The sequence below is a fragment of the Paenibacillus qinlingensis genome (assembly GCF_031455095.1).
GTDB lineage: Bacteria > Bacillota > Bacilli > Paenibacillales > NBRC-103111 > Paenibacillus_E > Paenibacillus_E qinlingensis_A.
This window is the reverse complement of record NZ_JAVDSB010000001.1, coordinates 1,583,686-1,597,022: the sequence shown is the minus strand read 5'-3', so window position 1 is coordinate 1,597,022 and position 13,337 is coordinate 1,583,686. Positions and strand designations below refer to the sequence as shown.

11 protein-coding genes are annotated in these 13,337 nt (G+C 44.4%); 2 read left to right on the top strand and 9 right to left on the bottom strand.

Annotated elements, in window-relative coordinates; translation table 11 throughout:
* Positions 1-31 precede the first annotated feature (31 nt).
* Genes J2736_RS07295 through J2736_RS07270 form a run of 6 tightly spaced genes read right to left on the bottom strand, consistent with a single transcriptional unit; the run spans position 32 to position 7,622 of the window.
* A complete protein-coding gene (locus J2736_RS07295) occupies positions 32-862 on the bottom strand; it encodes a carbohydrate ABC transporter permease (protein ID WP_310224841.1) in 831 nt (276 codons plus the stop codon).
* A complete protein-coding gene (locus J2736_RS07290; RefSeq protein ID WP_310224839.1) occupies positions 855-1,733 on the bottom strand; it encodes a carbohydrate ABC transporter permease in 879 nt (292 codons plus the stop codon). The genes J2736_RS07295 and J2736_RS07290 overlap by 8 nt, the downstream gene beginning before the upstream one ends.
* A 30-nt stretch (positions 1,734-1,763) precedes the next feature.
* Positions 1,764-3,083, bottom strand: coding sequence for an ABC transporter substrate-binding protein (locus tag J2736_RS07285; RefSeq protein WP_310224837.1), 1,320 nt, complete (start codon positions 3,081-3,083; stop codon positions 1,764-1,766).
* 50 nt (positions 3,084-3,133) lie between these two features.
* Positions 3,134-4,690: an FAD-dependent oxidoreductase gene (locus J2736_RS07280; RefSeq protein WP_310224835.1), complete on the bottom strand. Its 1,557-nt coding sequence runs from the start codon at positions 4,688-4,690 to the stop codon at positions 3,134-3,136.
* A 56-nt stretch (positions 4,691-4,746) separates the two neighbouring features.
* The gene (locus J2736_RS07275; RefSeq protein ID WP_310224834.1) at positions 4,747-5,871 is read right to left on the bottom strand and encodes a hypothetical protein; all 1,125 of its coding nucleotides are present in this window, start codon (positions 5,869-5,871) and stop codon (positions 4,747-4,749) included.
* Between the two features lie 26 nt (positions 5,872-5,897).
* Positions 5,898-7,622 carry an amylo-alpha-1,6-glucosidase gene (locus J2736_RS07270; protein WP_310224832.1) on the bottom strand — a complete coding sequence of 575 codons (1,725 nt, stop codon included), beginning with the start codon at positions 7,620-7,622 and terminating at the stop codon, positions 5,898-5,900.
* 177 nt (positions 7,623-7,799) lie between these two features.
* Between J2736_RS07270 and J2736_RS07265 the strand changes: the two genes are divergently transcribed.
* Positions 7,800-8,672, top strand: coding sequence for an AraC family transcriptional regulator (locus J2736_RS07265; RefSeq protein ID WP_310224830.1), 873 nt, complete (start codon positions 7,800-7,802; stop codon positions 8,670-8,672).
* Between the two features lie 152 nt (positions 8,673-8,824).
* Here the strand turns inward: J2736_RS07265 and J2736_RS07260 are convergent, their stop codons facing one another.
* Positions 8,825-9,724, bottom strand: coding sequence for a LysR family transcriptional regulator (locus tag J2736_RS07260; RefSeq protein WP_310224828.1), 900 nt, complete (start codon positions 9,722-9,724; stop codon positions 8,825-8,827).
* Positions 9,725-9,806: 82 nt separating this feature from the next.
* On the opposite strand from J2736_RS07260, the gene J2736_RS07255 reads away from it, so the two are divergent.
* The gene (locus J2736_RS07255; protein WP_310224826.1) at positions 9,807-11,036 is read left to right on the top strand and encodes an MFS transporter; all 1,230 of its coding nucleotides are present in this window, start codon (positions 9,807-9,809) and stop codon (positions 11,034-11,036) included.
* A 63-nt stretch (positions 11,037-11,099) separates the two neighbouring features.
* Here J2736_RS07255 and J2736_RS07250 read toward each other — a convergent pair whose 3' ends face one another.
* Both J2736_RS07250 and J2736_RS07245 read right to left on the bottom strand, forming a co-directional pair.
* The gene (locus J2736_RS07250; protein ID WP_310224823.1) at positions 11,100-11,447 is read right to left on the bottom strand and encodes a VOC family protein; all 348 of its coding nucleotides are present in this window, start codon (positions 11,445-11,447) and stop codon (positions 11,100-11,102) included.
* 439 nt (positions 11,448-11,886) lie between these two features.
* Positions 11,887-13,272, bottom strand: a complete 1,386-nt coding sequence (locus J2736_RS07245) for an FAD-dependent oxidoreductase (RefSeq protein WP_310224821.1) — start codon at positions 13,270-13,272, stop codon at positions 11,887-11,889.
* Positions 13,273-13,337 lie beyond the last annotated feature (65 nt).

Here is a 13,337-nt window from a genome sequence, read left to right as displayed (position 1 = left end):
CATGCGGGTATTAAGTAGGGTTGCAGGAATGTCAGCCTTTCAATCCAGTCGAAGCGATTCCTTGGACAAAGTATTTTTGAGCAAAGAGAAAAACGAAAAGCACAGGCACAATGGTAATAACGGCTCCAGCCATAACGAGCGTCATCCGATTTTGAACTTCGTTTTTCAGAAACAGCAGTCCGAGAGGCAGTGTAAACATATGCTTATCTTGTAAGTAAATTAGTGGTTCTAATGTGTTATTCCAAGCGCTCATGAAGGTGAACACAGCTAGTGCTGATAAGGCTGGTTTCGCTAAAGGAAGATAGATCTTATAGAAAATTTTCCATGGATTTGCGCCATCTACCCAAGCTGCATCATACAGCTCTTTCGGCAAAGTCTTATAAAACTGGTGCAAAAGGAAGATACCAAATGCCCCGCCGAGAAAACTCCTCACAATAAGCGGATAATACGTATCAAGTGCACCGACGGACTTCCAGATAAAATAAGTAGGAATCATCGTAATTTGGGATGGCAGCATCATCGTACCTAACATCGATAGGAAAATCATGTTCCTACCGCGAAATTGGAAGAAAGCTAAACCGTAGGCTACGATCGCACAGGAAGCTACGGTTCCAATCAAATCCATCAGCGTGACAAAGATGCTGTTCATGGTGTATTGCAGGAAGTTTACCTCGATCCATACCTGCGTATAGTTATGCCATACGAAAGGCTCTGGTATTAGTTTGGGTGGTAAGGTTAACTCAGAGCCCGCTGCTGTCAAAGAAGTTGAAAGCATATACAAGAAAGGAACAAGCATGATAAAGGATCCAACTCCTAATATCACATAGGCGGAAGTTCGTAAACCAGGGTTTGTTTTATTCATAATGCACCCACCTCTTTTCCGTAACCTTCTGTACAATGGTGATGAGCAGAATGATCAGGAACAGTCCCCACGCCATGGCGGATGCGCTGCCCATTTTAAAGTTTAGGAAAGAATCGCGGTAAATCAGGATGTTCGGCACCATATTCCGATCGGCTACAGAAATGACGTCACCTAGCATAACTAGAAATACGTCAAATGCATGAAAAGCAGAAATCGTAGAGAGAATCATCACCATATACAACATAGGAGACACGATTGGCATAATGATTTTGGTGAATAGATTCCAACCTGTCGCACCATCCATCCGTGCCGCTTCCAACATTTCTTCCGAAATATTCTGCATGCCAGCTAAAATAATAACCATCGAATAGCCGGCCCCTTTCCAGACGTTAATGAGGGCGATAGACCCAATGACTAACCACCATTTTCCGCTGCGTATCCAATCAACCGGCCCAATCCCCATCGTATGTAAAATCCAGTTTAACAAGCCAAATTCATTGTTAAAGATCCATAGCCAGATCATCCCCCCTGCTACCCAAGGTGTGATTACAGGGAGAAAAAAGATAACCCGGAACAAGGATTTACCCCGAATTTGCTGATTAAGCAAATAGGCTAGAATTAGGGCAACGAACGTCTGAAGCGGCACGAACAGGATGGCAAAATAGCCGACATTACGCATGGAAAGCCAGAAAACTTTCTGATGTAGGAATTGGTTCCAATTGCGCAAACCGATCCATTGCGGCGGGTTGAATAAATCCCACTTCGTAAACGTGATATATAGTGAAAATACGAAGGGAAACAAGAAGAAGATAAGCAGCTGCAGGACAAAAGGTAAAGTGAAGGCGAAGCCCCACCAGCCTTGTTTGCGCATTGGAACACCCCTTTTTAAGTACAAGCAGGTTTATTTGTTATCGTCGAGCACTTGTTGGACTTTTTGTTGAATTTCTTTGGCTCCGTCTTCCGGTGCACGCTTACCGTCCATGATATCGTTCAAGATCGGGCCGGCGGCCGCTCTCCATTCGTTCCAGGATGCGTTCTCATCCAATGTACCGCCCGCTTCTTCAATCCCTTTAGTATAAGCCTTCTTGTTGAGCGGTTTGGTTGTCGATTTCTCCAACTCTGTCAGGGCTGTTTTCTTCACTGGCAAGCTTGTGCCGCTTTCTGACAGCAACCCTTGCCCCTCATCACTCAAATAATACTTGAGGAATGTCCATGCGGCCTCTTTCACATCAGGTTTCGATTTGGAATATAAAACCCATTGGTTCACAACCATCGGAACGAAGCGTTTGCCATCCATACCGATCGGCATCTTAACCGTGTCCCAATCAAGGTCCGGTTTGCTTTTATTAAGTGAAACTTGCGTTGCATATTGCATGAACGTCATCGCTGTCTTCCCATTTTCGAAAAACTTGCCAGTGGTGGCAGCTTCTCGAGTAGGACTAACTTTCAGCTTATTAATTGTATCGGACCAGGCTGTCAGCCCTTGAATCGATTTGGGATCGGTGAAAGTTGCTTTGGTTAATGATGAATCGAGTGAGGAACCGCCATACGCCCTCATCCAAGGCAGCCAGCCTAGTGTGATATTACTTCCTGCCTGGAAGCCGTAAATATCTGCTTTCCCGTCTCCGTTAGTGTCTTTTGTCAACTTCTTCGCAGCTTCTATCATATCATTGTAGGTCCAATCATCCGTCGGCAAGGGGATGTTATTATCTTTGAAAATTTGCTTATTAAAAGCGAGCGCCCCAGGGTTGATCCCGTGCGGAATTCCGTATATTTTACCGTCCAGTTTGGCGGACGTAAGCGCACTTACATAGTCATCGGTCTTCATATCGCGCTTAATGTACGGTTCTAAATTCTCCGCAACACCTCGTTTTCCATAACCTAGAACAACGGCATTTTCTTGCAGCCAAAGATCTGGCGGGTTATTTCCAGCAATGCGAGTAACGATCTTCGTAACAAAATCCGCCCAAGGCGTCTCCTCGATTTCCAGCGTAATGTTCGGATACTTCGCTTGAAAGTTCGTTATGATTTTCTTACTAGTGATGTCATAACCGCCGGGCAAGCCAATTTTCAACGTGACATCTTTTAATGGAGCTGGTGTTGCTGATGCCGTGGCCGTTCCACTTGTGCTGCTAGGTAAAGTATCCGCTGGTTTCTCGTTTGAACAGGCCGTGAGTGATAGTGCTGCAACGATGCTAATGACGATTGTCTTTTTGTTCATGAGTATGACCTCCCTTTTAAGAACAATTTCGAATCCATGACACACATAACTTATTTAGTTACTTGTAGGATTTGACCATCCAGCAGAAGCTGTTTTCGCAAAATGCCATAATCCAGGTCCTGCAATGCACATTGATGCTCTAGCGCCAAAGCGGCAGCTGTCGCTGCAGATTGACCAAGAATCATAAACACAGGTTCCATTCGAATAGAACCATAGGCGATATGTGAGGAAGACAAACAGACCGGTACGACAAGGTTTGTGCACTCCTCCCCTTTGGGAATGATAGATCGATATGAAATCGGATAAGGCCCATTGGGACTAATTTCAACATTTCCTTCATTGATACAACGACCATCAAGAACCAATCGCCTGCAATTGTGGGAGTCCATGGTATAGGCGGCTAAGCCAACCGAATCCTCTTCTACTGTGAAGTGGCGACAATGATGTTCTGTCATGACGACGTCTGATATCATACGCCTTGCCTCACGAATATACAGTTGGTGCGGCCATCCGCCGGTAGCGGTAAACTCATCAGCTGGCAGCCCCCACGTCTTAACCTCCGCTCGAATCGCTGCTGGGATCGTGTCGTCATTGGCCAAAAAATAAAGCATACCCATATTATAATGTAGATGTTCTTGAAAGAGCTGCTCCCGAATCCTATAGCTCGCTTCAGGCCAAGCATAATTGCGTCCAATATAATCGGTTGAAATAGCTCCCCAATTATTCAAGTCACTCTTCCCGCCGGGCATCACCTTATTGAGCTTCAAAGCATCCCAGACGCCGTTACGGATATATCTCGCTAGTAAAGCGAATTGATCACGATTGTAGTTAGGTGGTTCTGAAAATGGAAGTTGATTATCCCGGTTACTGCTCAAACAAATGCGGAAGTTATAAGCCTGGACGGAACTGTCTCCCTGTCCTTGCACGCCAGGTGCAACATCGGATATACCCGCGAGCAGACCGCTATCGATTTTGCCTTCTTGTACATAGGGGTCAACCCAAGCGGTAAAATTATGTTTCGGATGACCAAAATGAATGCCGTTCAATATTTCTTTATAGACAGTGTTGGATTCTCTACCCACATGATAGGAAACGCCTGCCCGAGCAAGGAGATCACCTTCATAGGAAGCATCGATGAACATAGGGGCTGAATAGATGGTTCCATCTTCCATATGGATCTGTGTAATACGACCTGATTGAAGTTCTACGCGATCTATATACTGTTCCAAATAAACAGGTATCTCATCTCGCTGCAACCAACTCATATAGATGTCTTCCGCGACATGAGGTTCCAGGGCCCAAGTCCTTCCATCCGGTTCGTCGCTGCCATAGTGTTGACCCAGTGCTTGATAGAACTCGCTGGAAATCCCGCCAATCGCCATGGTATTACCAACATCCGTACGTCCGAGACCGCTGGCTGTCATCCCACCAATATGTTGGCTGAATTCAGCAATCACAGCTTTGAGTCCCATGCGACTAGCTTGAATGGCTGCTGCTATGCCTGCTGGCGTGCCGCCATAGATGCACAGATCAGCCTGAATATGATTGGCTTGCAGAGGTAGAGGTGGTTTGGGCTTATAATAATACAAATGTGAAAAAGAACTCATACTGGATCCTCCTCCGTTTAATTTGTAAGTAACTGTGTGAAACAACTGCATTCCTTCTATAAAATGAAGCTCTCAACAGGAGAGTAACAGATAGATTGGAGCTGAGGCGTATCTACCCTTCTTCCTAGTTGAAGAGATTCCATGCCATGATTAATCATTCCGGTTGTGAGAAAAGTACGCTCCGCACTGACAGGTGAATGATGGGTCAGTACCATCTGCTCAATCAGTCTTGTCAGTTTCTCGAAATGCTTATAGGGTCGCCCCATGCCACTGTCACAACGAGCTGCTGTAATTAAGCCATCAGCCGCACGAAAAGCAAGCCCCCACTCTCTGATAAAACGCTGAAGCTGAAGAACATAGCCTTTCAAACCATCGTTATATGAAATAATGAACAAGACAGGTACGTCTACATGATCCCTAGGATGACCAGGTAATACATCTCTAAGAGCGATAAGTGCCTGAACCATGAGATCCTCTGGGACATCTCCCCGTTCCATAGCCGCCCACACGGATCTCCCTTCCAGCGCTTGAACGGAGCAGATCCCGGTCTCACCGCCATGTCTTTGTTCAGCTGCGGCTTGCAGCACCTCCATGCCATGAAACCCATAGGATTCGACTCCAAGCCAACTAATGACAAAAATCTCCTTCACCTGATGAAGTTGAGTGGATGAATAGCTAGGTAATTGAGGAGCATGTGGAATTGAGGAGCCTCCGAGAAAAGGCAGTCCCCTTCTCGTGAGCTCGTTGTAGATCCATTCCGCATCCTCCATGAGATAAGATAGATGCTTATCATTGAAAATCGGTATCGTAAGCCCTAAACGATCCAATGCACGAAATGTTTCTTCAAAAAAACGACGGCGTGGATACCTCTTTTGACGCTTCTCGTTCCACGGGTAGTCGCCATGTTCACCAATGATGAGAACGCCATCTATTGGAATTCCGATATGTGGAGCTGCAATAGCTTCCTCAATGGAAGTGTAGATAGGTATACCACGAAATTGCGCTTCTGCTGTGCCGATATCGTTGGATGGAACCTGATCCAGATAGAGTGAAACCACTTCGATTTGCGGATTATAACCGAACATGCCTAGCAACCGTCCGATGATAACTTCTGCATGCGAATCAGGACGATATTCTGTGACGATGGCAGCTACTTTTTTTCGCGCATTCCACGCCTTCATTTCATTGAGACACAAGTTGTTTCCTCCTATGCCTGTTCCATTAATAGGCAAGCAGTCAAGGCAGCCGACCAATGAAAATCTCTGACAACGTCCATCTTTTGTCGAATATTATAGTTGCCCCGGTGTGGCCCTTTTCGATCGCATGCTACAGGTGGTACATCGTCTGCCGAATCGAAATATTCAAAGATGACTCCGAACTGTTCATAGTATTTCTGCACCATCTCAATACTTTGCTGTGCAAGCTTATCTGCTTCCTCGTTTCTACCTTGCCTCTTAAGACCTATATACACAAGGTAGTTCATATTCATCCATACAGGACCTCTCCACATATCCGTGCTGTACGTTTTTTCAGAGGCTGCCGTCGTTGGAATCGGGAATTTTGTTTGAAAATGTTGGGTATCCTGCAACATGGATATCAATTTGTCTGTACGCTCTTGAGGGATCGTATGTAGGAGCAGTGGGAGAAATCCACTTACCGCCTTCACTCGAGTAAAGTTTCCATCCATGTCGCGATCAAAGTAAAACCCCTCACGCTCATCCCAAAGTAAATCTTGAATTTGACTAGTCATATCAAATGCTTTTCGCTGCCAATATTGAGCTAGCTCAGTTTCACCAAGTTCATCAGCGATCAATCCAATGAAGTAAGCATCTTGAGCGACAAATACGGAAAAATCTACGGCGTCCAATACAGCCGCTTGATCAAACCGTGGAGAATTATCCATTCCGGACTCTCCGGATCGGCATAGTGGATTGCCTTCAATCATCCACTCCAGCAATCCATTCCCGTTGCGATCACGGTGCGTGATATCCCAATTTACATAACGTTCGAGTATAGGGAGTGCATAACGCAAGTGGGAACTTTGTTTGGTATGACGGTAGTTCTCCCAGACACCCCAAGCCAATATAGGTGGCTGGGTTATACCAGAGCCTGATCCATCCACTTTATAGGTATGGGGAATCATGCCATCATCCCGCTGTGTATCCAGTACGGATTTAAGAAAATGCCATGACAGCTCTGGGTTCAACAGATTCATAGCAAGTGAATGAAAGACAGAGTCCCATAACCACATCGCTTTGTGAGGAACACGATCCGGCGTGGACCAGTGCTGACGAATTACACCTTCAGAAGCAAGAGTATTGACTTTCATCACACTGAAGCACTTGAAAAGCAGCCGTTCTTTCATCGGATCATGAAGTCGAGGTGCCAGTTGATAATATTGCAGTCTCGCTTCAATTTCCTCCAATGAATCGTATGACAAACCCTTCACGACTCGGCTAACAGCTTCTTCCCTCTGTCGTCCATAAGATAATGCCCATCGTTCCTTAACTCTTAGCAAAACGATGACATCCTGTCCATTCGCCGACTCTGTAATGAAAAGTGAATCATCGGCCCAAGCTTTACCACCGTCTTCTTCTTCAAAACTTAGCACAATGTCAACAGACGAAGGAGCGTTTCCAATAAGCGTATGCCAGCTCTGATAAACCGCCAACAGCGGACTTTCCTCCGATTCCGTTACAAGTACATCTCCTGTCGCAATTTGAACAACTCCTGCGTGCGGAACGAGAAATTGTAACCTTCTTCTTTGAGGTGTATGAAATAGTAGACTATAAGTTCCCTCGCCCACAGTAGCAACGAACTGAGAATACGAATCCGTCTGCCCGTCATAACCGGAAAAAGCAAACAGAGCACCTTCTTTCCATAGGTTAGGTAAATTTTCTCGGACATTTAGTGCGATCTTACTCCCCGTCAAATGTGCTCTCTCCCTTATGAATGCGTTTATTTGATATTATTATCTCGCAATTCAGATAAATGGTTATATAGAACAATTTGCTCAATCGTTACATGATTTTGCTCTTTTCCTCATTTCGGTACAGAAATCACTATGGTATACTCAGAATTATCTGATAGTTAAGGCGGGTGAACGGCAATGGATGTTTTAAAGAAAATTGAACCTTTTGAAGGTAGACGCTTTCCATTAAGAATGACGGAAGTCATCAGCTGTTTTCACTTAGTTAGACCTCACTGGCACGAACACCTTGAATTTATTCAGGTTATCGAAGGTGAGGTTCAAATTCTTATCGACAATCGAACCTTTATTGCGCATGCACCTTGTATTCTTTTCATAAATAGTTGCAAGATTCATTCCATGCATTCGCTAAACGGCAAGAACAGCATCATCCACGGGATGATATTCGACATGTCCTTATTAACTGGCTCTTCAGAGCATTCCGAATTACAGCATGCACTGGCCCAATTCATTCAAACAGCTCCAATCCAAGAGCCCATCCACCCCGTACATCCGTTATGGAACGAACTGAATACCCAATTTGAAATCGCATACAAAGAATACGCGGCGCAACATATCGGTAGTGAGCTCATCATCAAGTCTTCGCTATATCGCATGATGATTCCTTTACTTCGGAACTATCAACAGGTGCTTTCCCTCTCAAAAGACTTCAACAAAAGCTTTGATCAGTACAAACGGTTGAAACCTGTCATTGATTATATAGAGTCCAGTTACGCTCAAAAAATTTATACCGACACCCTCGGTGGACTTGTGAATTTAAGTCCTTTTCACTTTACACGGTTTTTTAAAAAGGTAACGGGGCTTACCCCGATGAACTACATTAATCGTTATCGGGTAGAAATGGCCAAACGATTATTAATCGAACATAACTTAAGCATCACCCAAATTGCTGAACGCACGGGCTTCTGTAATGTTAATTACTTCGATAAAGTATTCAAGGAAATGAACGGATTCACACCACTGGAATTAAGAAAGCAATTTACCGATAGTTAACCACTTACAATTGTCACCAAAATATTAATCTATCCACTCTACTTATGAGAGAGGTCACTTCACTATTTTACCATAATTTGGATCCCGTTAGATGCAAAAGGCAACCGATCCACTAAGGTCGGCTGCCTTTTCTTATGTATTGAACAATTGTCTTAACGTGGGATTCCATTGTCTGTTTGGGACATGTCCCTGAAATATTCGATAACGACCTCACGAAATTCCAGCGCAGCTGGTGAGATATATCGACTCTTGTGCCACAACAACGCAATTTCCCTTACTACTTCGTGCGTCTCTATTTGGAGATATTTAATTTTCGCTAGTTCATTCCTCGCCGTGCTTGGTATGAAAGCTATGCCAATTTCAGCTTCCACCAGATTGACCAGCCTTGCTGGTTCATCCCCCTCGTACACATAATGTGGAGTAAATCCAGCAGTTTTGCATGCCGCGTCCATTAAATCACGCGTACCGTAACCGATTTTTAACCCTACTAACCATTCATCCCTCAACTCAATCAGTGACACACTGCTTCGACCGGCCAGCCGATGCCCTATTGGAACAGCGACAAGGATGGGATCGATGTACAGGATTTGACATTCGATGTCATCCCGTTTCACAGGCGGCGAGGACAAGCAATAATCTACCTCACCTCTCTCAAGTAGATTAACCATTTCCTGCGTGGTTAGCATTTGCACATGAAATTGAATATGGGGCCGCTTTTGCCGAAATTTCCGAAGAATGTGATGTAGTACACTTGCACTCGTCACCCCTAGTTCAAGGGTGCCATGATCAGGGCTTGATAAATTGTTAAGTTCCAGCCTCCCCTGATCCAATTCGAACAAAGCTCTTTCTGCTCGTCGAAGAAATATTCTCCCGAACTCATTCAGTTGCAGCTTTCTTCCTACTCGATCGAATAGTGAGACTCCCAGATCTTCTTCGAGGCGTTGAATGGTTTTGCTTAATGACGATTGTGTAACATGCAGACCGCGGGCAGCTTCTGTTACATGCTCTGAACGAGCTACCGCAAGAAAATATTGTAGTTGAAGAAGTTCCAACTTCGAACACCCCATTCATTCCTTCTAGTCAATGAGATTATAGCATGCAATGCGTTGGAATATATAATTGATTTCAAGTAAGATGACAATAATATTCCATACGAAAGGGTTGAACATCTTGAATCGTAAATTGGTACTTTACATTGTAGCTTTTGCCGCGTTTCTTGGGCCGTTCACGCAAACCATTTACACCCCTATTTTACCTGAGGTTGCAAATGAGCTCCACTCCACCTCATTCGTCGTAAATTTAACGATTTCAGTGTTTACCTTATTTCTTGCTATCATGCAGATGATCTATGGTCCGCTCACAGACTTAAAGGGTCGACGCAAAGTCATGTTATTCGGAGTAGCGCTGTATGTTATCGCTTCGATTGGCTGTTTTTTCTCAGACACGATAGCCTTTCTGGTGATCTTCCGAGCACTGCAAGCAATCGGCATCGCTGCTGGATCAGTCGTAGCCGTTACTGTCATTAGTGATTTGTTTGAAGGGAAAGAGCGCGGTCAAGCGATGGGGACATTTCAAATGTTAGTATCGTTAGGCCCTGTACTCGGACCGGTCATCGGCGGGTTTCTTAGCGGTTTGTTTAATTTTCATTCCGTGTTTCTCGCTCTTGCGGCAACCGGTATGCTTGTTCTAGTTTTCAATTATCTTTATTTGAAGGAAACGAAGCCAGAGAGTGTCGAAGCAAGACGTTTTCAACTACGAGATTTTGTAGCGATTCTTCAGAATCACATTGGATCGTCCATTATTTATCTTGGGTTTATTCAATATTATGTGTTTTACTATTTCCTTGTTTTTCTGCCCAACATTTTAACCGATAGTTACGGATTGTCAGCCCAGCAAAAAGGACTTGTCTTTCTGCCTATGTCACTTGGCATTTTTCTAGGTAGTTACTTAGGAGGAAGAGTACAGGCGAGATTTGAAGGGGAAAAGCTTCTCGTACGAACCACTTATCTAAATGCCATTTCGGTATTACTATTTCTCATATTCTACGCGATTTCTTTGCCATTTCTGCTAGTTGGAATTATCTGTTTTGGGTTAACGCTAGGGTTTTCGCTCCCCGTACAAACGACGCTGTTAACCAGCACTTTCTCGCATAACCGTGCAACCGCCGTCGGCGCATATAATTTTTTCCGTTATATGGGAATGGCCGTGAGCCCAATCGTTGGCAGCCTATTCTACCCAATCGGCGGCTATGTTCTGCTGTTTGGTTTTATCATTGTCATATATCTGGCATATGCTTTACTGTTGTCGCGGCGTCAGCTAGGTGCTCATGCAAATCGTCCATCGCTTGGAAAGGAAGGCGTGTAATCGCCGTGAATTTCGCTGATGAAATCCCATCTTATGGCGTGTCTATCATTTCACCCTGTTAAGTTACTTGCATACCATAAGAAGATTACCATCGGGATCCCTAAAATTGAACCAATGATCATTCTCGATACCTGTTGTTAATTGTACATTTTTCGCTCTCATAAATTCATAAGCTTGTTGGATATCTTCTGTACGAAACTGAAATGAAGGTACTTGATATACGTTTTCTGGCGAGTAGATTTTACTATCCAGGACAATATTGGGACCTTCCATCGGAAGAATATAAATATGACCAAAAAATAGTTCACCGTCCGTTGGTAAGCCTAAAATGTCACAGTACCAATCACGTGCATTTTCAATATTACTTACTGGAATAAAAACGCCACCAATTTGATTTTTTACAGGATTCATAGTAACCTCCAGAGTCATTTATGATACCAAACCTTTGGACAAGCCCTTTGAAAAAGGTCAACACTAACATTATAATTCAACTTTAATATTCCATATTTTCCCTTGAAACTCCTCTTTCGCTGCGGAAAGTCAGAAACTAAAAAAGATGCGAATATGCATCTATTTATGCTAGAGAAGTCACGTTCTATTAGGAAAGATGCGAATATGCATCTTTTTCCACCGCATTTATCCTTTTTAAGGAATTTCGGTAAAAAAGGATGTATTTTCGCAGCAATTCCTCGATAAACGGTCTATTCTTCTTGAAAAAGATGTATTTTTGCAGTTTTCTGCTCATATCGAGACGTTTAATGAGAACCAAAATAGAGGTAAGCTTCACTTACCCCTCCAAACCCAAAATTAGATATCAAAAAAGCCGCACTTCTACGACTTTAGAGCTTATCTACCTCGTCATCTGTTTGCTCAGTGTTTCTTGCGGCAGATAAGCATCATGTTCTCTCAAGGTTGTTATTAACTGCTCCGTATCCAATTCACAGGCCGATTGTCCTGTACGAATCGTTTGTACAGCTGCCGTTCCAGCGGCTTGACCCATCATCGCACAAGCGGGCTGTACTCGAATAGAACCGTGTACCTGGACATCACTGGATACACATCGCCCAGCTACCCATAGATTTCTCCACCCCTTCGGCACCAGTACACCGTAGGGAATTCCGAAGCATTCGCCAGGGCTTAAGCGACCTGCTTTTTCAAATTCATCATAATACCGTTTGTATTCTTCTTCGGAATTGTTGTAAGGATGGATATCGATGGACTTGTTAAAGAGTCCGATTTGGTCCGGAAATTGGCGACGAGCGAAATAATCTTGTACATTCAGCTCATATTCGCCAACGATGCGGCGTGATTCCCTGATTCCGATAAGCGATGCGGTCGTAACATGCTCAATATGCTCAAATCCAGGAACATACTTTTTATAAAAGTCCATGTATTCCCTTGCAAGTCTACGCCCCAGCATAACGCCGTCCGACAAATCCTTGCAGCGTAGTGCATTTAGGTTAAACAGATGCCCACCGTTCAAATAGCCTACCGTGTGATTGACCTTTGCCATCCCTGGCAAATGACGATCTGGCTGTGAGAAATGTCCGTCCCGAAGCGCAATATGCAGCATCTCCTGTTGGATTTCATAGGATTTGCCTTTCGTGGGACCCCAGTCAATGTTAGAGAATAGAGAAGCAAGTGTCGCAGGCATAATGCCTGGTGTATCCCGTCCTGCTTCCACACACGTGACATCGCACAATTCCGATAATACAGCATCACCTGTACTGTCAATAAAGGTTTTGGCACGAACATAAGTAAAACCTTCAATGTTATGCAGGACAACTCCTTGCACAATACCAGTTACGGAATTCGCTTCTGCATCTACGACTTTCGTAAAAAAACGGACCTCTACTCCGGCATCTACGGCAAATTCATCTAGGACTAACTTATAGCCCTCAACTTGAAAAGCAGTCCATTTGTGATAATGTTTACGCCAACTGTCCGGGTCGATGTCAGGACGTAAGAGGCTCCGTCGATACAAGGTTTCAACAACTTCTTTCATAAAACCGCCCACCAGCATGCGCTCGCCGTTGGCCATCGGATCGAATGCCGTTACCAAGCCTGATGTGCCCATTCCGCCTAAGCATCCGGTGCCTTCGACCAGAAGGACTTTTGCACCTTGTCTTGCGGCACTGATAGCAGCCGCTGCACCGGCAGGTCCGCCCCCAGCTACAACGAGATCATAGTATTCCTCCGCGATTGGAATGTTGCGATGAAACGAATACGTATGCATGGAATAAGTACTCCCTTCCTTTTCACACTTACCGTTCTCTTTCTATCGCTAAGTATAGGTTAACT

What these genes read in the sequence shown, in the direction of transcription:
- J2736_RS07295 (WP_310224841.1), bottom strand. Translation starts at nt 862, where the DNA reads ATGAATAAAACAAACCCTGGTTTACGAACTTCCGCCTATGTGATATTA.
- J2736_RS07290 (WP_310224839.1), bottom strand. Translation starts at nt 1,733, where the DNA reads ATGCGCAAACAAGGCTGGTGGGGCTTCGCCTTCACTTTACCTTTTGTC.
- J2736_RS07285 (WP_310224837.1), bottom strand. Translation starts at nt 3,083, where the DNA reads ATGAACAAAAAGACAATCGTCATTAGCATCGTTGCAGCACTATCACTC.
- J2736_RS07280 (WP_310224835.1), bottom strand. Translation starts at nt 4,690, where the DNA reads ATGAGTTCTTTTTCACATTTGTATTATTATAAGCCCAAACCACCTCTA.
- J2736_RS07275 (WP_310224834.1), bottom strand. Translation starts at nt 5,871, where the DNA reads ATGAAGGCGTGGAATGCGCGAAAAAAAGTAGCTGCCATCGTCACAGAA.
- J2736_RS07265 (WP_310224830.1), top strand. Translation starts at nt 7,800, where the DNA reads ATGGATGTTTTAAAGAAAATTGAACCTTTTGAAGGTAGACGCTTTCCA.
- J2736_RS07255 (WP_310224826.1), top strand. Translation starts at nt 9,807, where the DNA reads ATGACAATAATATTCCATACGAAAGGGTTGAACATCTTGAATCGTAAA.
- J2736_RS07250 (WP_310224823.1), bottom strand. Translation starts at nt 11,447, where the DNA reads ATGAATCCTGTAAAAAATCAAATTGGTGGCGTTTTTATTCCAGTAAGT.
- J2736_RS07245 (WP_310224821.1), bottom strand. Translation starts at nt 13,272, where the DNA reads ATGCATACGTATTCGTTTCATCGCAACATTCCAATCGCGGAGGAATAC.